The sequence below is a fragment of the Bradyrhizobium lablabi genome (genome assembly GCF_018131005.1).
Taxonomy (GTDB): Bacteria; Pseudomonadota; Alphaproteobacteria; order Rhizobiales; family Xanthobacteraceae; genus Bradyrhizobium; species Bradyrhizobium lablabi_D.
Window position 1 is genome coordinate 684,614 of the sequence record NZ_JAFCJK010000002.1, and the last position, 21,157, is coordinate 705,770.

Annotated in this window: 18 protein-coding genes; 11 read left to right on the plus strand and 7 right to left on the minus strand. The window is 62.0% G+C overall.

What is annotated here, in order from left to right; translation table 11 throughout:
* Positions 1-126 precede the first annotated feature (126 nt).
* Positions 127-522: a PRC-barrel domain-containing protein gene (locus JQ553_RS08230; RefSeq protein ID WP_212499387.1), complete on the minus strand. Its 396-nt coding sequence runs from the start codon at positions 520-522 to the stop codon at positions 127-129.
* A gap of 854 nt (positions 523-1,376) precedes the next feature.
* On the opposite strand from JQ553_RS08230, the gene JQ553_RS08235 reads away from it, so the two are divergent.
* The 8 genes from JQ553_RS08235 to JQ553_RS08270 all read left to right on the plus strand — a co-directional run bounded on the left by JQ553_RS08235 (position 1,377) and on the right by JQ553_RS08270 (position 9,943).
* Complete coding sequence (locus tag JQ553_RS08235; RefSeq protein WP_212499388.1) at positions 1,377-2,576, plus strand: MHYT domain-containing protein; 1,200 nt, start codon at positions 1,377-1,379, stop codon at positions 2,574-2,576.
* 169 nt (positions 2,577-2,745) lie between these two features.
* A complete protein-coding gene (locus JQ553_RS08240) occupies positions 2,746-3,609 on the plus strand; it encodes a xanthine dehydrogenase family protein subunit M (RefSeq protein ID WP_212499389.1) in 864 nt (287 codons plus the stop codon).
* A gap of 12 nt (positions 3,610-3,621) precedes the next feature.
* Complete coding sequence (locus JQ553_RS08245; RefSeq protein WP_212499390.1) at positions 3,622-4,122, plus strand: (2Fe-2S)-binding protein; 501 nt, start codon at positions 3,622-3,624, stop codon at positions 4,120-4,122.
* Positions 4,119-6,539 carry an aerobic carbon-monoxide dehydrogenase large subunit gene (locus JQ553_RS08250; protein WP_212499391.1) on the plus strand — a complete coding sequence of 807 codons (2,421 nt, stop codon included), beginning with the start codon at positions 4,119-4,121 and terminating at the stop codon, positions 6,537-6,539. The genes JQ553_RS08245 and JQ553_RS08250 overlap by 4 nt, the downstream gene beginning before the upstream one ends.
* Positions 6,540-6,541: 2 nt before the next feature.
* Entirely contained in the window at positions 6,542-7,408 is an 867-nt protein-coding gene (locus JQ553_RS08255) for a MoxR family ATPase (RefSeq protein ID WP_212499392.1), read from the plus strand.
* Positions 7,405-8,613 carry a VWA domain-containing protein gene (locus JQ553_RS08260; protein ID WP_212499393.1) on the plus strand — a complete coding sequence of 403 codons (1,209 nt, stop codon included), beginning with the start codon at positions 7,405-7,407 and terminating at the stop codon, positions 8,611-8,613. The genes JQ553_RS08255 and JQ553_RS08260 overlap by 4 nt, the downstream gene beginning before the upstream one ends.
* Positions 8,614-8,623: 10 nt before the next feature.
* The gene (locus JQ553_RS08265) at positions 8,624-9,463 is read left to right on the plus strand and encodes an XdhC family protein (RefSeq protein WP_212499394.1); all 840 of its coding nucleotides are present in this window, start codon (positions 8,624-8,626) and stop codon (positions 9,461-9,463) included.
* A gap of 9 nt (positions 9,464-9,472) precedes the next feature.
* Positions 9,473-9,943, plus strand: coding sequence for a carbon monoxide dehydrogenase subunit G (locus JQ553_RS08270; RefSeq protein ID WP_212499395.1), 471 nt, complete (start codon positions 9,473-9,475; stop codon positions 9,941-9,943).
* A gap of 225 nt (positions 9,944-10,168) precedes the next feature.
* Here JQ553_RS08270 and JQ553_RS08275 read toward each other — a convergent pair whose 3' ends face one another.
* From JQ553_RS08275 to JQ553_RS08290, 4 genes are all read right to left on the minus strand, one after another.
* Positions 10,169-11,080 (minus strand): ketopantoate reductase family protein, encoded by a 912-nt coding sequence (locus tag JQ553_RS08275; protein WP_212499396.1) that lies wholly within the window; start codon positions 11,078-11,080, stop codon positions 10,169-10,171.
* Positions 11,081-11,267: 187 nt separating this feature from the next.
* On the minus strand, positions 11,268-12,263 hold the full coding sequence (locus JQ553_RS08280) for an ABC transporter substrate-binding protein (protein WP_212499397.1): 996 nt from the start codon (positions 12,261-12,263) through the stop codon (positions 11,268-11,270).
* Positions 12,264-12,286: 23 nt separating this feature from the next.
* The gene (locus JQ553_RS08285) at positions 12,287-13,096 is read right to left on the minus strand and encodes an ABC transporter ATP-binding protein (protein WP_212499398.1); all 810 of its coding nucleotides are present in this window, start codon (positions 13,094-13,096) and stop codon (positions 12,287-12,289) included.
* Positions 13,093-13,863: an ABC transporter permease gene (locus tag JQ553_RS08290; RefSeq protein ID WP_212499399.1), complete on the minus strand. Its 771-nt coding sequence runs from the start codon at positions 13,861-13,863 to the stop codon at positions 13,093-13,095. Before JQ553_RS08290 ends, JQ553_RS08285 begins: the two co-directional genes overlap by 4 nt.
* A 106-nt stretch (positions 13,864-13,969) precedes the next feature.
* On the opposite strand from JQ553_RS08290, the gene JQ553_RS08295 reads away from it, so the two are divergent.
* The 3 genes from JQ553_RS08295 to JQ553_RS08305 are packed head-to-tail and all read left to right on the plus strand — an operon-like array spanning position 13,970 to position 17,444.
* Positions 13,970-15,097, plus strand: a complete 1,128-nt coding sequence (locus JQ553_RS08295) for a mandelate racemase/muconate lactonizing enzyme family protein (protein WP_212499400.1) — start codon at positions 13,970-13,972, stop codon at positions 15,095-15,097.
* Between the two features lie 2 nt (positions 15,098-15,099).
* A complete protein-coding gene (locus JQ553_RS08300) occupies positions 15,100-16,695 on the plus strand; it encodes a GMC family oxidoreductase (protein WP_212499401.1) in 1,596 nt (531 codons plus the stop codon).
* A gap of 26 nt (positions 16,696-16,721) precedes the next feature.
* A complete protein-coding gene (locus tag JQ553_RS08305) occupies positions 16,722-17,444 on the plus strand; it encodes a GntR family transcriptional regulator (protein ID WP_212499402.1) in 723 nt (240 codons plus the stop codon).
* A gap of 2 nt (positions 17,445-17,446) precedes the next feature.
* On the opposite strand, the gene JQ553_RS08310 is transcribed toward JQ553_RS08305, so the two are convergent.
* Both JQ553_RS08310 and JQ553_RS08315 read right to left on the minus strand, forming a co-directional pair.
* On the minus strand, positions 17,447-19,120 hold the full coding sequence (locus tag JQ553_RS08310; protein WP_312015100.1) for a chloride channel protein: 1,674 nt from the start codon (positions 19,118-19,120) through the stop codon (positions 17,447-17,449).
* Positions 19,121-19,491: 371 nt separating this feature from the next.
* Positions 19,492-21,135 (minus strand): arylsulfatase, encoded by a 1,644-nt coding sequence (locus JQ553_RS08315; RefSeq protein ID WP_212499404.1) that lies wholly within the window; start codon positions 21,133-21,135, stop codon positions 19,492-19,494.
* Between the last annotated feature and the right edge of the window lie 22 nt (positions 21,136-21,157).

Here is a 21,157-nt window from a genome sequence, read left to right on the forward strand (position 1 = left end):
GCGAAGGCACATCCAGGCCGGCGTCGCGCAATTTCGCCGAGGGCCCGGAAAGTCGCAACCCGAAAGCGGCAGATGCAGTCGCGCCGTAGCTTCGGCGCGACTGCATGATGTTCTGGCTTACATTGGCTATTTCTTCTCCGGCACCCAGGTCGTACTTGCCCGATCGTACTTAAACCCTGGGGCTGTCTTCAGATCGTCCTTTGTCTCGTCCAGCGTCAACCACCATTTGTCGTTCTTCTTCGTGGTTTTGACAGCAGCGAATGGCACGATCACGTCCTTCTCGCCCACGCCAAGAAACCCGCCTACGCCGATAACCAGTCCCGTGACCTTTCCCGATTTGTCGACGAGCACATCGTCAACGTCGCCGATCTTGCTCTCCTTGGGATCATACACGGACTGCTTGTAATAGTTTGTCAGAGTCCAGCTTTCGGTGGGCGCCGCTTTGAGAACAGTCGTCGCAGCATGAGCACTCAGAACTGTAACCAGGGCCACCAGACATCCAGCGGCCAATTGCTTCTTCATTTCTCAACTCCTCAGCCAAGGTTTGTCTCGGCTAAACGGAGAAGAGTTGTCAAAGTTCCGAAGAATGATCGCACGGTCTGACATACGCGAGTAATTTCGCGGGCAGTGGTTGGGCTGCGTATGCGGCGAACCGACTGTCGTGATAGGAACGCTTCCGCCTCCTATCCATTGATCCCGAATGGCCGAACGACTCAAACTGTACATGGCATTCGCAGTCGATACATCGGGCGTCGCGCGCGCCACCTACGAGTTGAACTGTCTTACCGATGAGGAGGCGAAGCAGCGAGCTGAAGTGTACCTCGAGGTCCACGAGGTCATCGAACTCTGGACTGACCATAAGAGGATCGTTCGACTAAGCCGACGATAGAAAATCGAGTTTCCAGCCTCGGAGCGAAACCTCGTGGACTTGGAAGCCGTTGGATCTGTGGCGCGCCACTCTCTTGAGAGGGCACACACGAGTCCGTATTGGGGCAACGTCGCTAAGCCGCGGCGAATTGCGGCCGAGGATACCAGGACCGCGCGTTCTGCGGGAGGCATTGTGAAAAGCGACCTTAGATGGGCGATCGTCTGGGTCGTCGCTCTTGCGTTGATGCTTTGGCTGCTTTGGAGTCATCCGGAAGCCCTGGATCAGGCCCGATCGCCGCACGACTTCGGCTTTGCGGGACAACTAGCCCGAGGCGGCCCGGCCTGACTCTCGCGAATGCCTGGCAACGTTACCGCCGCATAACCTTGCCCTTGCTGTGTCCTGCATTGTGATGGTCGTCAACGTGCGGCCGATTGTCATTTATTTGACAGGCCGTATAAGCTGGCGGCGGGAGGAGGCCGTCCGTGGAGACAGACCGGCCGACAAGATCATGTTCGAAAGACACGATCCCTATCTCGTCGCGCTTTCTGTGGCGATCGCGATTCTGGGTGGCTATACCGGCTTTGCGCTTGCCGCCCGTATCCGCAACACACCGGGTGTCAGCAACCGCTTGCTGCTTGCGGGAGCGGCGGCGTTTCTAGCGGTCGGCATCTGGACCATGCATTTCGTTGGCATGCTGGCAGCGCCGCTGCCGTCGGGCACCGTCTATCTCGTCCTGCCCACCATCATTTCGTTTCTGATCTGCGCACTGGTGGTCGGCATCTCGCTCTTTTTCGTGAGCGTTGGCGAGCCTTCGCTGAAGCGTGTGGCTTCATCGGCGGTACTGCTGGGAGCCGGCATCGCCAGCATGCATTATGTCGGGATTCACGGACTTGCCGGACCGTTTACCATCGAGCATGACGGCTTGATGGTGCTGCTCTCGGTTCTGGTGGCGATTGTCACCGCCTATGGCGGCTTGCGCGCTTTCCTGGCGCAGCAGGAAGGTTTCCGCCTGATCGTGAGCGCGATCGCGTTTGGCATCGCGGTGTCCGGGATGCACTACACCGCGATGCTCGGTATGCACCTGGAGCCGCTGACCTCTGGTCGTCATCATCATCTCAACGGTAGCCTTGCCGCGTCGCAGCAAATTCTATCGATCGTCGTGGCGGTGCTCTGCTTCGTTATCGCAGCCGGCTTTCTGCTTTCGCTAGTTCCGGATTCGCGGCGACAGGTGCAGGCTCCTCCGGCAGCTCATCCGGTCGCGCCGCCCCTGGTGCTGGCCGCAGCCGGATCGACCACGGCTATAGCGGCACGGGCGACGTCAGCGCCCCTCGGCGGTCTCGGTCAGCCCCCCCGGGCACCGGCGCCACGGTTGCCGGTGGAAGCAGCCGATGGGACGCACTTCATAGATGCCGCTAACGTGCGAAGCGTGCGCGCAGATGCACACTATACGCGGGTCCACGACGGCACCCGAGAACGGATGTGTCCGTGGTCGATCTCGGAGGCCGAGGCGCAACTCGATCCCTCGCTGTTCCTTCGGGTGCACCGCAGCCACATCGTCGCGATTTCCCACGTCGCCTTCGTGCGCAGGGAAGGTGATGGGGCGGTCATCGAGCTCGACGGCCCGTCGCCGCACCGCGTGCCGGTGAGCCGGGCCAAGATCGCCGAGGTCAAAGCGCGTCTGGGGCTGGCCACGCGTCGCCATGCTTGAGTCTCTCTCGCGAAATAGGTCGTGCGTCCTGACGTAATTCGTGCGGTCCAGACCCCATTTCGTGCGAAAGTCAGGTATTTGTGCCCGAATTATTGCGCCTTGCCGCGCCGAGAGGGAGGTTCCTAACAACGTCCGCGCCGTCGGCGTACGGGACGATTGGGAGGAGATGATGATCCCCGGCTCATTCAGCTATCACCGGCCGGCAAGCGTTGCCGATGCCGTCAAACTACTGTCCGACCTCGGCGAGGACGCGCGGCCATTGGCCGGTGGACACAGCCTGGTGCCGATGATGAAACTCCGGTTGGCGAGCCCCGCCCATCTGATCGACCTGCACGGCATCGCCGGGCTCAAGGGCATACGCCGCGACGGCAACAATCTCCTCATCGGCGCGATGACCACCCAGCATGACCTGCTCGAGTCTCAAGAGGTCGCCGGGTCTGTTCCGATTCTGTGCGAGGCAGCGCTGCTGATCGCCGATCCGCAGGTGCGCTACCGCGGCACGATCGGCGGTAATGTCGCCAATGGTGATCCCGGGAACGACATGCCGGCGCTGATGATGACGCTGGGCGCGACCTATCGCCTCGAAGGGCCTCAGGGCGCACGCGAGGTTGCGGCCGCCGATTTCTACCAGGGCGCCTATTTCACCATACTCGAGCCCGGCGAGATCCTCACCTCCGTCTCGGTCCCGGTACCGGCGGCCGGCCACGGTTACGCGTACGAAAAGCTGAAGCGCAAGGTCGGCGACTATGCGACGGCTGCGGCGGCGGTCGTGCTCACCATGGCGGGAGGCAAGGTCGCGACGTGCACGATTGGGCTCACCAACGTTCACGAAACGCCGCTGCTTGCCGTCGATGCCGCGAAAGCGGTGATCGGCACGAGCCTTGACGCCGCCGCCCTGAAGAAGGCCGCTAGCGCGGCTGAAGCCATCATGTCGCCGGCAGCCGATGCTCGCGGGCCGGTCGAATACCGCAAACATGTCGGCGGCATCATGGTGACGCGCGCGCTGCAGCGCGCGGCCACCAAGGCGACGTGAAGGAAGGGACCGATGGCGAAAACACATCTGACCATGAAGGTGAACGGCGCCGAGGTTGAAGGCCTTGTCGAACCGCGCACGCTGCTGGTGCATTTCATCCGCGAGAATTTGCAGATGACCGGCACTCATATCGGCTGCGAGACCACCCATTGTGGTGCCTGCACCGTCGATATCGACGGCATGTCGGTGAAGTCGTGTACGATGTTCGCGGTCCAGGCCCAGGGAAGCGACATCACTACCATCGAAGGCATGGCAAATGCCGACGGCACGCTGTCGGCATTGCAGGAGGGTTTCCGCATGATGCACGGCCTGCAATGCGGCTTCTGCACCCCCGGCATGATCATGCGCGCCCATCGGCTCCTGAAGGAAAACCCCTCACCGAGCGAGCAGGAGATCCGGATGGGCATCTCCGGCAATATCTGCCGGTGCACCGGATACCAGAACATCGTCAAAGCAATCCAGTACGCCGCCGCCAAAATAAACGGCGTGGAATTCCGGGAGGCCGCAGAATGAACGACATGACTCCCACGCGGGAACAACGCACGGCTGCACTCGAAGGCATGGGCTGCAAGCGCAAGCGCGTCGAAGACGTCCGTTTCACACAGGGCAAGGGCAACTACGTCGACGACGTGAAGCTGCCGGGAATGCTGCATGGCGATTTCGTCCGCTCGCCGCATCCGCATGCCCGCGTCAAGTCGATCAATTCCGAGGAGGCGCTGAAGGTCCCCGGCGTACTCGCGGTGATCACGGCCGAGACCTTGAAAACCGTCAACCTCGCCTGGATGCCGACGCTCGCCGGTGACGTGCAGATGGTGCTCGCCGACGGCAAGGTGCTGTTTCAGAACCAGGAAGTTGCGTTCGTCGTTGCGACTGACCGCTATGCGGCCGACGACGGGGTCAACAAGGTGGTCGTCGAATACGAGCCGCTACCGCCGCTGGTCGATCCCTTCAAGTCCATGGACCCGGATGCGCCGGTTCTGCGCGAGGATTTGGCCGGCAAGACCACCGGCGCGCATGGGCCACGCAAGCATCACAATCATATCTTCGAGTGGAAAGTAGGCGACAAGGAACTGACCGACGCCGCGTTCAGCAAAGCGGAGGTCGCAATCAAGGAGATGATCTCCTATCATCGCACTCATCCGTCGCCACTGGAAACGTGCCAATGCGTCTGCTCCTTCGACAAGGTCAAGGGTGAGCTGACGATCTGGGGCACGTTCCAGGCCCCACATGTAATCCGCACCGTGGTGTCGCTGATTGCGAAGCTGCCCGAGCAGAAAATCCATGTGATCGCGCCGGACATCGGCGGTGGCTTCGGCAACAAGGTCGGCGCCTATCCCGGCTACATCTGTGCTGCTGTGGCCTCCATCGTCACCGGCAAGCCGGTGAAATGGGTCGAGGACCGCATCGAGAACCTGACCGCCACCTCGTTTGCGCGCGACTATCATATGACGACCGAAATCGCCGCGACCAGGGACGGCAAAGTCACGGGTCTGCGCGTCCACGTGCTCGCCGACCACGGCGCGTTCGATGCCTGCGCGGACCCTTCGAAATGGCCTGCCGGCTTCTTCAACATTGTCACCGGCTCCTACGACTTCCCGACCGCGCATCTCGCAGTCGACGGCGTCTATACGAACAAGGCGCCCGGCGGCGTCGCCTACCGTTGCTCGTTCCGCGTCACGGAGGCCGCCTACTGCATCGAGCGCGCCATGGATATTATGGCGCAGAAGCTCAACATGGATCCAGCCGAGTTGCGGCTGAAGAACTTCATCAAGCCGGAGCAGTTTCCATATCATTCGGCGCTAGGGTGGGAGTACGACTCCGGCGACTACCATACCGCGATGCGCAAGATGATGGAGACGACCGGCTACGCCGCGCTCCGCAAGGAGCAGGCGGAGAAGCGGGAAGCCTTCAGGCGCGGCGAGACCCGTGAAATCATGGGGCTCGGCGTCTCGTTTTTTACCGAGATCGTTGGCGCCGGTCCGTCGAAGAATTGCGACATTCTCGGCATCGCCATGTTCGACTCCTGCGAAATCCGCATGCACCCGACGGGAGCAGGTATCGCGCGAATGGGAACGAAGAGCCAGGGCCAGGGTCACGAAACAACCTGGGCCCAGATCATTGCAACCGAGATCGGCATTCCGGCCGACAACATCCAGGTCGAGGAGGGCAACACCGACACCGCGCCCTACGGACTGGGCACGTACGGCTCGCGCTCCACGCCCGTTGCGGGCGCCGCGATCGCGATGGCCGCGCGCAAGATCAAGGCAAAGGCCCAGATGATCGCGGCCTACAAGCTCGAGGTCCATGAGGACGATCTTGAATGGGATATCGATGGCTTCCGCGTGAAGGGCCTGCCGGAGAGGACCATGTCGATGAAGGATATCTGCTGGGCGGCGTACAATTCGGTTCCGCCAGGCATGGAGCCGGGACTGGAGGCAGTGAGCTATTACGATCCGCCCAACATGACCTATCCGTTCGGCGCCTATCTCTGCGTGATGGACATCGACGTAGATACAGGTGTCTACAAGGTCCGGCGCTTCTATGCCCTGGATGACTGCGGCACCCGCATCAATCCGATGATCATCGAGGGTCAGGTGCATGGCGGCCTGACGGAAGCATTCGCGATCGCGATGGGCCAGGAGATCCGCTACGACGACGATGGCAACGTCGTCACCGGCTCATTCATGGACTTCTTCATGCCAACCGCGGTCGAGACACCGCATTGGGAGACCGACTTCACCGTCACCCCGTCGCCGCATCATCCAATCGGCGCCAAGGGCGTGGGCGAAAGCCCGAATGTCGGCGGTGTGCCAGCGTTCTCCAATGCCGTCAACGACGCGTTCTCGTTCCTGGGGGCAACGCACATCCAGATGCCGCATGACTACTGGCGCAACTGGAAGGCGGCCAAGGACCTTGGAGCGGTTGCATAACCATGAAAGGCCGCGAGGAGATCGCGCAAGCTCTTGCCGCCTCCGGCTATATCGCGGATGCCGACCTGGCGACGGCGATCTCGCTGATGCAACTGTTGCGTCGTCCGCTGCTCCTCGAAGGAGAGGCGGGCGTCGGCAAGACGGAGGTGGCGAAGGCGCTCGCGAAGGTGCACGCGACCGAGTTGATCCGCCTGCAATGCTACGAGGGCCTCGACCAGTCCGCCGCCCTGTATGAATGGAATTACCAGCGGCAGTTGCTGGCGATCCAGGCGCATCGCGGCACCGACAGCATCGAGGATCAGCTCTTCTCGGAGAAATATCTGCTGGAGCGTCCCTTGCTCGCGGCAATCCGTCGGCCGCGGGCGCCGGTGCTGCTGATCGACGAGATCGACCGCGCCGACGACGAGTTCGAGGCCTTCCTGCTCGAGCTCTTGTCGGACTTTCAAGTCTCGATCCCCGAGCTAGGCACGATTTCGGCGGTGACGGTCCCGCATGTGGTGCTGACCTCGAACGGAACGCGCGAACTCTCCGATGCGCTGCGCCGCCGCTGCCTCTATCAATATGTCGACTATCCAGATGCCGACCGCGAGGCCCGCATCATCCTGGCGCGGATCGTCGGTGCCGGCCCCTCGTTGTCGGTCCAGATCGCGCGGATGGTGGAAGGAGTCCGCAAGGAGGAGTTACGCAAGGTACCGGGCGTGGCGGAGACGCTGGATTGGGCGGCGGCGCTGGTTGGGCTCGACGTCCGGGATCTCCACAACGTGCCCGAGACCGTGCACGAGACGCTGATCTGTCTGCTCAAGACGCAGGAGGATCGCGCGCGCGTCACGCGCGAGGTGACGTTGCGGCTGCTCGGGAGGGTCGCATGAGCTGCCGCGGCCCCAACCCCGAGTTCGACGACCTCAGCGAGGTTTCCCAACTCGTCTCCTCGAGGCTTGCCGCTTTCCTGCGTACTCTGCGCGATGCGGGTTTCCGCGTAGGGCTCGCGGAGGGGCAGGATGCGGCGACGCTGATGGCGGCCGGCTATGCCGCGCGGCCGAACCTCTTGCGCGCGGCGTTCAGGCATCTGTTCTCTGCGCGCAAATCCGATTGGGACAAGTTCGACGGGCTATTCGATGCATTCTGGCTCGGCAAGCGCGTCCGCTCGCGGTCCCGCACGATCGGCTCGGCCGCGGGCGCCAACAGCCCATCGCTGAAAACCATCCAGGACGCACGGCCGCAGCAGGGGGGCGGCCAATCCGTAACGGATCAGGTTCCCTCGTCTGACGAGGGTCCCGAAAACAGCGCCGGCGAGGGGCGGATGGAAGGCGCCTCGCATGCGGAACATCTCGCCAGTATCGATTTCAGGAAGTTCAGCGACCCCGATCAGCTTGCGCAGGCCCACGATGCGGCGGCGCAGCTTGCTCGAGTGATGCGCACACGGCTGACACGGCGCTATTTGGCCCGCCGGCGCGGTGAGCGGCTCGATCTTCGGCGCACCATTCATCACAACATCAGCCACGGCGGCGTGCCGATCAGCCTGGTGAAAAGGCGGCGCAAGGATAGACCGTTACGGCTGATCGTCCTGCTGGACGCGTCAGGCTCGATGAGCCTCTACACGTCGGTATTCCTGCGTTTCATTCACGGCGTGCTCGATGAATTCCACGAGGCTGAGGCGTTCCTGTTTCATACGCGTCTCGCCTACGTCTCCGACGCGCTGAAGGAAAAGGACGTGAGCCGTGCGCTCGACCGTCTTTCCATCATGGCGCAGGGCGCGGGCGGCGGCACTCGGATCGGCGAGAGTCTGCAAACCTTCAATCGCTGGCACGCCGCGCGCGTGATCCATTCGCGCAGCTGCGTGATGATCGTCTCGGATGGCTATGAGACCGGCGACGCCGTGCTGCTTGGGCGCGAGATGGCAGCGTTGTCGCGGCGTTGCCGGCGCATCGTCTGGCTCAATCCGATGATGGCATGGGCTGGCTACTCTCCGGAGGCCAGGGGCCTTAAGGCCGCGTTGCCGCATGTTGATCTGTACGCGCCCGCCAACACGCTGCAAAGCCTGCGAGCGCTCGAACCTTATCTGGCGAAGCTTTGAGGAGGCGCTGATGACCGCTCGTGTCGAGGTGCTGGATATCATCGCGCAGATGACGGCCTCAGAGCGCGCCTTCGTGCTAGCGACCGTCGTGCGCACGGTGTCAGTGACCGCAGCCAAGGCCGGCGCGAAGGCGATCATCGCGGCCGACGGCTCCATCGTGGCGGGCTGGATCGGCGGTGACTGCGCTCGCGGCGCCGTGCTGAAGGCCGCGCGCGAGGCGCTTGCAGACGGGGTGCCGCGCATGGTGTCGGTGCAACCGGAGAACATGCTTGCCGAGCTCGGCGTCAGGCCCGGCGACAGCCGGGACGGAATTCGCTTTGCCAGCAACATGTGTCCGAGCAAGGGCACCATGGACATCTTCGTCGAGCCGGTGCTGCCGCGTCCCTCGCTGGTCATTTTCGGCGCAAGCCCCGTGGCACTGTCTCTCGCAGCGCAGGCCCGCGTGCTCGGTTATCACGTCACGCTTGCCGCGCCGTCGAGCGACCTGACGGTCGAGCCGGATGCCGACGCCGTCCTCGACGGTTACCAGCTCGGCGAGCTCAACGAGGGGAAGCGCTTCGTCGTCGTCTCGACCCAGGGCAAGGGCGATGAGGCCGCATTACGTGCAGCCATCGCAACGGAGGCGGACTATCACTCTTTCGTCGGTAGCCGCCGCAAGATGGCATCGCTGCGCGCAAAGTTGACCGCGGAAGGTGCCGACGCTGCCGCAATCGATCGCGTAAAGGCGCCAGCCGGGCTCGACCTCGGCGCTATCACGCCGGAGGAGATCGCGATGTCGATTCTCGCCGAGATCACCCGTGAGCGTAGACGCGGCCAACGCGCCGGCAACAATGCTTCCAGCAGGGAGTGAGAATCCGCTATGCAGATGAACGACAGCCAGAGTATTCCCGCCTCTCGTGAGCAGGTCTGGGCGGCACTGAACGACCCGGATGTGTTGATGCAGTGCATTCCCGGCTGTCAGTCGCTCGAAGTGACCGGTCCGAACGAGATGACCGCGACCGTCGTCTTCAGGGTCGGCCCGGTGAAGGCAACGTTTGGCGGCAAAGTGGTGCTGTCAGATCTCGATCCTCCCAACAGCTATCGCATCTCCGGCGAAGGCTCAGGCGGCGTCGCCGGCTTTGCCAAGGGCGGCGCGATGGTGCGGCTAGAACCCCAGGGCGCGGTCGTCACCCTGCTGCACTACGACGTAGACGCGCAGATCGGTGGCAAGCTCGCCCAGCTCGGCGCGCGGCTCATCAACTCGACGGCAAGGAAACTTGCGGGTGAATTCTTCGCGTCATTTGCGGAGATCGTAGGGGGGACATCCTCGGCGGCCAAATCGTCGATCTAAACGTGACCGGCGCCTCACCACGAAGCATCGCGTGCGTTGCCGGCTCGTTGCGATTGGAAAGTGGGCATCAATGCGGCTTCTCAGGTAACTTGCATAACCTGAAAAGATGCGCCGGTAGCCTTCTGGAAACGTTAGGGTTTTGCAGGTTGGCAAGACTTGCGGACTGTGCCATCAAATAAGCACCGCGTGAGCCAGTGAAAACTTCTAGTTCGCCTGCCGGGCCTCCTAGGTTCGCCCTTTGGGCCTCTCACTGTTTCGCTCCGCCAGCTTTACCATGACCTGGAGAGCACGATTGGTGGGGGTCGGAATACCCAGCTCCGCGCCTTTCCGCACGATGTATCCATTGAGAAAGTCGATCTCGCTCGGCTTACCGCGCATGAGATCCTGCGCCGTTGACGATTTCTGGTTCGGCATCGCCGCGGGAATCTTCAGAATCTGTTCAAGCAGATCTTCCCGAAGAGATACACCGCAAGCACGAGCGACCAACATGGCTTCCCGTACCGCGCTGGTTGCCACATCCTTCGTTCCATCGACGGCCAGCATCGGACCGTAGGAGATGCCTGCCACGGCAGACAACGCATTATAGGCGCAGTTCGTAGCCAGCTTGCTCCAAAGGATGCTTTCGATATCGTCAGCGACGGTGGTCGGGATCTCGGCCGAGCACAGGGTTTGCGCCAGGGCTTCGCTTTCGGGAGATGCGCCAATCACGAGGGCTCCGCCCCCATGATGCTTGACGTGGCCCGGGCCGGCCATTTCGCTGCCGACATACACCACGACGGGGACAACCGGGTGGCCAATGACGGCACGAAGGCGCTGCGGATTGTCGACGCCGTTCTGGAGGCTGAGGACGGAAGTCTCGGGACGCAAGCGTCCAGCCAGGGAGCGACCCGCTTCCTCGGTGTCAGCAGACTTCACGCAAAAGAGTACCAGGTCTGCCGGGACAAGGGAGCTTGGATCCGTGACGGCTTTGGCGGGCAAGTATCCCTTGAAAAATTGCGCGTCCAGGACGAGGCCATGCGCGTTGATCGCATCGACGTGCGTTTGTCTCCCGACGAACGTGACGTCATGTCCCGCCTTGGCGAGCAACCCCCCATAATAGCATCCAACGGCTCCTGCACCGATGACAGTGACTTGCATGGACTCTCCAGTACCTTGACCGAGGACGGCTTGAGATACCCAATCCCAGTAATTGGCGCAATTCCTGGACGCGCGACTTCATTCGCGGGCTGGCTTCGCCAGGTTGGATGGACCCGCCGGCGACCGTTGGAGTCTCGTGCCGCTCGGGCCGGATACCTCTCGTGTTCGCCAATGTACCGTTGCCGAGCTAAGCGATGGTCTTCAGATACAGGCTCGGATCGAAATATTTGTTCGCCGGAGTGAAGTCCTTGATGCCCGCATTGGCCATGAAGAAGTCGGTCGATTGCTGCAGCCAGTTCGTCACCGTGCCGTCCGAATAGAAGCGCTTCCATTCGCGCGATGTGAACATCTTCTGCGCCTTGAAGGACTCGTTGATGTCGCTTAGCGGGGTCTGGCTGTAGTGACCCTTCTGCAGTTTCTCCATCGCCTCCAAGCTGTTGGCAACGATGTAGTCGTTGGCGTCGGACCAGCCGCGGATCAGCTTCGCAAGTGTCTCCTTGTTCGGCTCGTAATAGTCATTGGCTGCGGCCCACCCGCCGATGATGGCAGCCTGGGGGTAGTAGGCGGAGGCGTCGGCGAGCTTGACCGCGCCCTGGACCTTGTCACGAACCGTCACATTAAAGGGAACCCATAGCGCGACGGCCGGCACAGCCCCTGAGACGAAGGCGGTTACCGCTGCGGGCATGGTCTGGTTGACGAGCTCGACCTCCTTGGGATCGATCTTGTTGGCGCGAAGCGCCTTGTCCAGGAACACGTGTGCGGTCGTGCCGGTTGCCGTCGCAATGCGCTTACCCTTGAGATCTTCGAACGACTTGATGCCTTGGTCTGGCCGGACCCACAATTGAGCGGTGGCAACTTCGATATCGTTGATCAGGAACACCTTGCCCTGGCCACGAGCCGGGAAGTTGGAGAGCACCGCACCGGTCGCAAGGACGTCCAGGCTGCCGCCGATCAGCGCCTGGAAGATCTCGAGGCCGGTGTTGAATTGACGTAACTCGAGATCGAGACCTTCCTTTTCAAAGCTGCCGCGATCTATTCCGGTCCAGATCTGTCCGTCGACCGCAACGGTGTGCAGGTAGCCGACGCGGACCTTCGTCCTGGCTTGCGCTATCGCGGGCGCAGCTGCCGTAAATGTCCCGAGCGCGAGGCCTGCGGTTGTGGTCAGGAATTGTCGGCGATCCATTACGTTACTCCTCCGCGTTATGTCTATTCCGAGAATGAAACCGGACGCATCTGCGCCTGTTGTGCGCGGTACTCGTCCATCACGAGCTGCCGGATATGGCTGCGTAACTCGTTGAATTCAGGGCGCTCCTGGACGGATTCGTCACGCGGATAGGGGAAGGGGACTTCGATGATCTCCTTGATCCGTGCGGGTCGCGCCGTCACCACCACGATCCGTGACGCAAGGTAGATCGCCTCTTCCACGGAGTGGGTGATCAGCATGACCGTCTTGCCCTCGGTGGCGAGCACCTTGAGCAGCAAGTTCTGCATATTCGAGCGAGTCTGGGCGTCCAGCGCGCCGAACGGCTCGTCCATCAAAAGGAATTGCGGCTTCACGGCGTAGGCGCGTGCGATGGCGAGACGCTGCCGCATGCCACCCGACAGGTGTTTCGGGTACGAATTGGCAAAATCGGCGAGGCCCATCAGCTCCAGATAGTGCTGGCAGATTACGTCACGGTCGGCATCCGGCACGCGATTGGCCTTGAGCTTCAGCCCGAACGCAATGTTCTGCTTCACCGTCAACCAGGGAAATACACCATATTCCTGAAAGATGACACCGCGCTCGGGGCCGGGACCAGTGACCGGCGCACCGTCGAACAGCACCTTGCCGGTGGACGGCAGCTGGAACCCCGCCAGCATACTCATCATCGTGGTCTTGCCGCATCCGGACGGACCGATCACGGCAATGAAGTCTCCGTCGTTGATGTCGTAGGACACGTCCTCGACGACATTGAGCCGGCCCTTTGGCGTCTCGAAGGCAAGCGAGACGCGGTCGAACTGCGCGCGCTTTTTCATGAGACCGCCCGTTCCTGCCAAACCAGCAGGCGAGCACTGATCTTGCGCAGGATGAGGTCCATGATGAGCGCGATGAAGCCAATGCAGATGATGCCGACATAGATCACGTCGAGCAGGAAGTATGTGGACGCGTTCTGGATCATCGCGCCGAGCCCGCGTTGAGCTGCGATCAGCTCCGAGGCGACGAGAGTGGCCCAGGCGACGCCGAGAGCAACCCGCAGCGCGGTCAGGATATGAGGCACCGTCAGCGGAATAATGACTTTGCGGAAGATCTCGAACTCGTTGGCGCCGAGTGTCTTCGCGACACGGATATAGAGCGGTGTGATCTGCGAAACGCCTTCATACATCACGATCACGCCGGAGAAGAAAGCGGCGTAGAACAGGATAACGAGCTTGGCGACTTCGTCGACGCCGAAGTAGACGATGACGAGCGGGATCAACGCGATCGGCGGCAATGCGCGGAAGAAGTTGATCATCGGATCGGCGAAGGTGCGTGCCGGACGATACCAGCCGAGCAGGAAGCCGACCGGAACGGCCACCAGAATGCCAAGGATCACGCCAAGCAGAACACGACGCGAGGACGCGTAGATATCGAGCAACAGGTTTTCGCGGGTCAGGAGTTCGTAGAATTTTGCGGCCACCTGGTGTGGCGCGGGGATCAGTGAGGCCTTGACGAAGCCGGTCCAGCGAACGGCGTACCACAGCAATACGGCGCCGACCCATGGCGTGAGTCCGAGCAGGAATCGTCCCACGACCCGTCCATCCATTCAGTGCGTCCGTCCCTGCATTTCTGGTTGATGCGGCCAAAGTCATATTATAAATAGGATGACCATACAAGAGTGCTTTCGCCGCGGATCGCGCAGGTCTCAGGTCATGTCAATGCAGACTGTTACGGTCAGAAACGTCCAGGCATTTTGCTACCGCTACCCGCTGGCCGCCCCGGTCGTCACGTCGTTCGGCAAGATGCCGAACAGGCCCGCGGTCTTCGTCCGCGTCGAGGATGAAGACGGAAATGTCGGCTGGGGTGAGGCTTGGTGCAATTTTCCCTCGACGGCGGCCGAGCATCGCGCGCGCCTCGTCAACGAGGTTCTGGCGTCGGCAGCTTGCGGCCTGACACTCAATGAGCCTGCGGATCTCTTCGAAGAATTGACGCGCACGACCTCTGTTCTGGCGCTTCAGTCCGGCGAGGTCGGACCATTCGCGCAGTCGATCGCAGGCATCGATCTCGCGATCTGGGATCTCTTCGCGCGGCGCAACAAAATGCCGCTCTGGCAGATGATGGGTGCGGCTCGGAGCACGATCAGGGTTTATGCCAGCGGAATCAATCCGACTGGCTCACGTGAAATGGCGGAGGCCGCACTTGCTGGCGGTCATCGCGGCTTGAAGCTGAAGGTGGGGTTCGCGCCCGAGGCCGATCGGGCCAACCTGTCTGCGTTACGCCAACTCGTTGGCGCCGGAATGCTGGCCGCGGACGCCAATCAGGGATGGTCGATCGAGCAAGCACTCGATATAGCGCCGCGGTTGCGGGAATTCGGACTCACATGGCTTGAGGAGCCGATCCGTGCGGACCGCCCCTGGGAGGAATGGACGACGCTTCACGCCCGGGCCGGCGTGCCGCTTGCGGCGGGAGAGAATATCGCGAGCAGCGCCGGTTTCGCGCAGGCGCTGACCGGCGACGTGCTGTCCGTCGTGCAACCTGACATCGCGAAGTGGGGCGGGCTTTCCGTCTGTACAGGAATCGCGCGCGACATCATCAAGTCCGGAAAGACATTCTGTCCGCATTATCTCGGCGGTGGCATCGGACTTTTGGCGTCGGCGCACCTGCTTGCCGGCGTCGGCGGGGAAGGGCTGCTCGAGGTCGATGCCAACGACAATCCGCTGCGTGATCGCTTCTGCGGTCCCGTTGGTGAGGTCCGCGACGGCATGGTCACCCTCGGCGACGAGCCGGGTCTCGGGATCGAGCCGGACCTGGCCTCCATCGAGCAGTATCGGACTGCCTAGGCATGACCGCGCAAGGTTACGACTACATCATTGTCGGTGCCGGCTCGGCGGGTTGTGTGGTGGCGAACCGGCTGTCGGCCGATCCATCGTGTCGCGTGCTCCTTCTGGAGGCGGGCGGCTCGGATCGGAATTTTTGGCTTAAGCTCCCGGTCGGTTACTACCGGACCATCTACAACGAGCGCTTTTCCCGGTTATTCAAGACCGAGCCGGGTGAAGGGACGGGCGGTCGCCCAATCGTGTGGCCGCGCGGGCGCGTGATTGGCGGCTCGTCCTCGATCAACGGCCTGATCTTCATCCGCGGCCAGCACGAGGATTTTGACGATTGGGAGCAACTCGGCGCGACCGGATGGAGCTACCGCGAGCTGCTGCCGTACTTCCGCCGGTACGAGCGTTATCGCGGCGGCGAGAGCCAATATCATGGCGGCTTCGGCGAGTTCGACGTATCCGATCTGCGCAACGACAATCCGGCGTCAGCAGCCTGGGTGGAGGCCGGCGTCGAATATGGCTTGCCGCGCAACCCTGACTTCAACGGCGAGACGACGTTCGGCGTGGGCAGCTATCAGCTCGGCATTGGTCGGCACTGGCGCAGCAGTTCGGCGACGGCCTTTCTGCGGCCGATCTCGAATCGTGAGAACCTCACGATCGTCACCGAGGCGCAGGTCAGCAAGGTCGTATTCCGCGGTCGCAAGGCGAGCGGGGTCGAGTGGATCAAGGGCAAGCAGGTTTTCTCCGCGGCCGCCGATCGCGAAGTGATCCTGTCAGCCGGAGCGCTGCAGTCGCCACAGCTTCTGCAACTGTCAGGCATCGGTCCGGCGGATCTGCTGCGCCGGCTGAACATCCCTGTCGTGGCCGATCTGGCTGAGGTGGGTGGTAATCTGCAGGACCATTATCAGGCGCGCCTCATCGTCCGCCTGACGGATCCGATCTCGTTGAACGACCAGGTTCGCAATCCGGTTGCGCTCGCCAGAATGGGCCTGCAATGGATATTTGACGGCCGCGGTCCACTCACGGTCGGAGCCGGACAGGTCGGTGGCGCCGCCTGCACCAAATACGCGGTTGCCGGCCGGCCTGACGTGCAATTCAACGTCATGCCGCTCTCGGTCGACAAGCCCGGCGATCCGCTGCATCGCTATTCCGGCTTTACAGCCTCCGCGTGGCAGTGTCACGGCAAGTCGCGGGGACGGTTGGCGATACGCTGCGCCGATCCGTTGGATCAGCCGCGCATCGAGCCCAACTACTTCGCTGAAGGGATCGATCGCAAGACGCTCGTCGCCGGCCTGGAGATCCTTCGTGAGATCTATCGACAGAAAGCCTTCCGTCATTTGTGGGATGTCGAGATGGTGCCTGGCGAAGCCGCCGGCGACGACAAAGGGCTGTGGGAGTTCGCGCGCAACACCGGCGGCACGGTCTTTCATTGTGTCGGTACATGTCGGATGGGCAGTGATGTCCAATCTGTCGTCGATCCGCAATTGCGCGTGAGGGGCACCGAGGGGCTGCGTGTGATCGACGCATCGGTGATGCCGCAAATCACATCTGCCAACACCAACGCGACGAGCCTGATGATCGGTGAACGAGGCGCCGCCCTCGTAATGTCCTGATATCCTGACGACGCCGAGGCCGTGCGATGGATTTGAATTCCGACAGCCACGTTCCGAAATACGCGCAGATTGCCGACATCTTCCGGCAGCGCATCGCGCGCGGAATTTGGGTCAAAGGCCTACGGCTGCCGGCCAATGAGGAATTGGCCGCCGAGTTCGGTGTCTCGCGCGTTACTATTCGACAGGCCGTCGAGCTGCTGTCTCGCGAGGGCGTCATCGAAGCCCAGCAAGGTCGCGGCACGTTCGTGACGGGTACGCTGAAGCAGGATCGCTGGCTGAAAGTCGAGACGACGCTATCGGATCTCGCCGAGGTGTACCGCGATACGTCTCCGGAGATCCTCAATATCTCCGAGAGCCGTACCGACGCGCCGCTGCTGCCCGACGACGGCAAGCCGGCCCCAAGATACGTCTTCATGCGCCGCGTTCATTCGCGCCAGAAGGAACCTTATTGCGTCATCTCGATCTATCTGGACGAAAGGATTTTCCGCCGCTACCCGAAGCGTTTCCGAAATGAAACGGTAATTCCGATCCTCAACGATCTCCGCGATCCGGAAATCGTGCGCGCACGCCAGACCATGACAATCGGAACTGCCGATCTCGAGGTCGCGCGGCTTCTGAAAGTGCCGTTGAATTCGCCGGTCGCTGAGGTCCGTCGCATCTTTACCATCGCGGATGGCACAGTCATCTATCTGGGTGAAGTGACGTACCGTGGCGACTTTGTTCGCATCGACATGGACCTGCGTCCCTGAGATCAGCGGAAAAACAGCTCTTCGTTGCGCCGCTCAAGCTCTTCGCCATAGGTGCGCAGGACGTGTGACTCGCTGACGACGCCGATCGCCGCGCGATGATCGCCGCGATCGACGACGGCGAGCGCATCCGCCTCGCTGCTTTTGAACTTCTTCATGATGTCGCGGATCGACGCATGAGGCAGCAGGAATTCGTCCGTCTGACGTGCCAGCGTCTCCAGCGTCATGTCATCCTTGGCCGCGACGGAGTGGAGATCCGCCGAGGTTACGATCCCCGCATAGAGTCCGGTGGGATCGCGCAGCACGACTTGTCGAACCTGGGCCGGCGAGAAGGTCCTTTGTGCTTCCACGACTGACATGGTGCTCAATGCACTTTCAAATTCCGTTCGCATGAGCGACGTCGCGCTGAGTTGACGGACCCAGCCGACATCCTGCGGGCCGCGGATGACCTCGCCGCGCAGGTGAAAGCGCCAGGTCGCGAAGCTGTAGCCAAACAGTTCGCGCACGATCAGAGCGCATACGGAGGAGGCGACGACTGCGCCGACCGTGACAGAGAAGTCGCCGGTGATCTCAAGTGCGAGACAAACCATGCTGAAGGGGGCGGCGAGGACACCGGTCCCGAACGCCGCGAGAGCGGCAATGGCGGCGGTGCCGGGTTGCAGGGCGATGCCTGCGAGCGGACCGGTCATCACGACGCTGTAGAGCTGACCAACCAAGGCGCCGAGCAGGAGCGATGCGAAGAACAGCCCTCCGCGGAATCCGGACCCGAGGGAGACTGCGGACGCGGCCATCTTGAACAGGATCGTTGTCGTGAGCAGCAGCCAGGTCGGATTGCTCAGGAGAAGAATTTGCATTGCGCCGTGGCCCGCGCCGAGCACAGTGGGTGTGAACAAGGCGAGACCGCCCAGCAACGCGCCGCCAAGAATCGGTCGGAGCGCCCCTCGAAACACCGAGATGCGTTGGAAGCATCGCTCCGAGAAGGCGACGGCCAGCATCATCGCGATACTGGCAAATGCGCACAGGACGCCGATGGCCACGGTTTGCCCGATCATTTCGACGGAAACCGGAGAGGGAAAGCCCGGAACCATCAGGAACGACTGATGGGTCAGATGGCGTGCGACCAGCCAAGCCGTCACCGCGCTGGCGATCACCGGGACGAGGCCGGCGGACGTGTAAGCGCCGAGCACGACTTCAAACGCATAGAATGCGCCGGCCAGGGGCGCGGAAAAAGCGGCGCTGATGGCTCCCGCCGCGCCGCAGGCCACCAGCAGTCGCATGTCGTTGCGCCGGGCTGCCAGCCTCTGGCCGATATGCGAGCCGAACATCGAACAAATCTGCGTATAACCTGCCTCCAGGCCGACCGATCCGCCAAACCCGTTGGAGAGCAAGGTTTGGAGCGAGATCAGGAGGCTGCCCCTAAAGGACAGGCGGCCACCGTAGAGAGCATTGGCTTCGATCGCGTCGGCGAGCTGCTGTCCCTTGACGCGCGTTGCGAAGAACAAGGCGATGCCGGCCAGCACGGCCCCGCCGATGGTTGGAATCAGGAGGGTCCGTTGCCAGGAGATAACGCCGGTGGCGCTGAGATGGGCGTCCAGGGGAATGTCGAACAGCAGGGCGTGCGTGACCTGGCTGAGATAGGAAATCGCGGCAACCAGCAGACCGGACAGCAGCCCGATCACGATTGCGACCGCGACGAGCCCGGTTTCCCGGCTGCGGACGAAATTGCGCAGCGGAGCCGGCAGCAGATGAACCACGGATGCCCTGCCAACATTGACCGGCGACGTGATGGTCATGCTGTGCCTTGGGCAACGTCGAAGCGCACGACGCCATCGGGAAAACGCCGATCATCCGTTCCCATCAGGAAGCCGCCCCCGATCAGCGGACTCCGGCGGCGGAGTACCCGCGCTTCGCTGGGGACGACTTCGCGCGCAGCTGCGTCCGCCGTCGTAGGTATGTCGACGGCGCGGCTCTCGGCGCAGCAACGAGGACGATCATTTATCATTCGGCCTTCCGCGATGGGATGTCTTTCTGTCCAATTCTGGGCGGGTGGTTACTTCTGCTTCTCTTCCTCCCAGAACGCTGTACCACCTTCGGCTCTCATCAGCTCGAGGATCTTTTCACGGGGGATGACGCCGCACCGCCTCGCCCAGGCTTCATATTGTGCGGTCATGTCGCGGACGCGGTCCGGCTGTTGGGCGGCCAGATCGTTCATCTCGGTGCGATCCAACTCCATGTCGTAGAGTTCCCAGGGGCCCGGATACTTTCGCACCAGCTTCCATTTGCCGATGCGAACCGCGGCGTTACCCTCGTGCTCCCAGAACAGGGGCCCGCGCGCTTCGTAGGCAGACGAGAACGACGGCACCAGGCTTTCGCCCTCCAGGGGAAGGATGGTGTTTCCGTTGTATTCCTTCGGGTAGCTCGCACCGGTCACATCGACGATCGTGGCCATGACGTCGGGCAACTGGCTTGGATTGTGCCGTAGCCCTCCCTTTTCCTTGATGCCGCGCGGCCAGTGGACGATGAACGGCGTGGCGATTCCGCCTTCGTGGATCCAGTGTTTGTAGAGGCGGAACGGCGTGTTCGACATGTTCGCCCAGGCGGTGCCGTAACTTTGGTAGGTGTCTTCGCCGCCCGGCATGCGTGTCGGATCGTTGCCGAAATGAACCGGCTTTCCCGCGCGTGTCTTGGCCTTGGCGATCATCAGTTGATCGACCAATTCGTGTGCAGTGACGCCCTCAGGGATATCTTCTGCGCACGCACCATTGTCGGAGAGGAAAATGATCAAGGTATTGTCGAGCTGGTTGGTTTCCTCAAGCGCGGCAATGATCCGGCCGATTCCCTGATCCATCCGGTCGATCTGCGCCGCGTAGACCTCCATGCAGCGCAAGGTCCATTCGCGATGCTGGGCTTCCGTCCACGGCGGCTGGGTCGGATCCCGATCGGTCAGTTTCCAGTTGGGATGGATGATACCGTCCTCGACGAGCCGCTGCAGACGCGTTTCGCGCAGCGCGTCCCAACCGGCATCGAACCTGCCCCTGTATTTCGCGATATCCTCTTCGTGAGCGTGAAGGGGCCAATGCGGCGCGGTGTAGGCGACGTACTGAAAGAAAGGCGCATCCGCATTCTCTTTCGTATGCTGACGAATGTAGGCCACCGCCTGGTCGCTGATCGCGTCCGTATAGAAGAACGAGGGATCCTTCTCGGCTTCGTGCTCGATATTCGCGTTTCCGCGGGTCAAGGTCGTCGGGTGATAGAAGCTTCCAGCGCCGATGATGGTTCCGAAGAAGTGATCGAAGCCGCGCTGCAGAGGCCAGGCGTCGGTTGGCTCGGTTAGATTGCTGGCGATGTGCCACTTGCCGCTGAGATAGGTCTCGTATTTCTTCTGCTTCAGAACCTCGGCAATGGTGACGCAGCTCTTGTTGAGGTTACCGGCATAGCCTTCCGGACCATTGCTGTAGGTCAGGATGCCGATCCCGGTCTGGTGCGGATGCAGACCGGTCAACAGCGATGCGCGCGACGGACTGCAGCGCGCAGTGTTGTAGAATTGCGAGTATCGCAAGCCGTTGGCCGCGAGGCGATCCAGATTGGGTGTCTCGATTTCACCGCCATAGCAGCCAATGTCCGAGAATCCCATGTCGTCGTTGAGAATGAGCAGGATGTTCGGGCTGTCTGGCGATTTGCTGCCATTTGGCATGGTTTTCAGTCCTTCTTGAGCG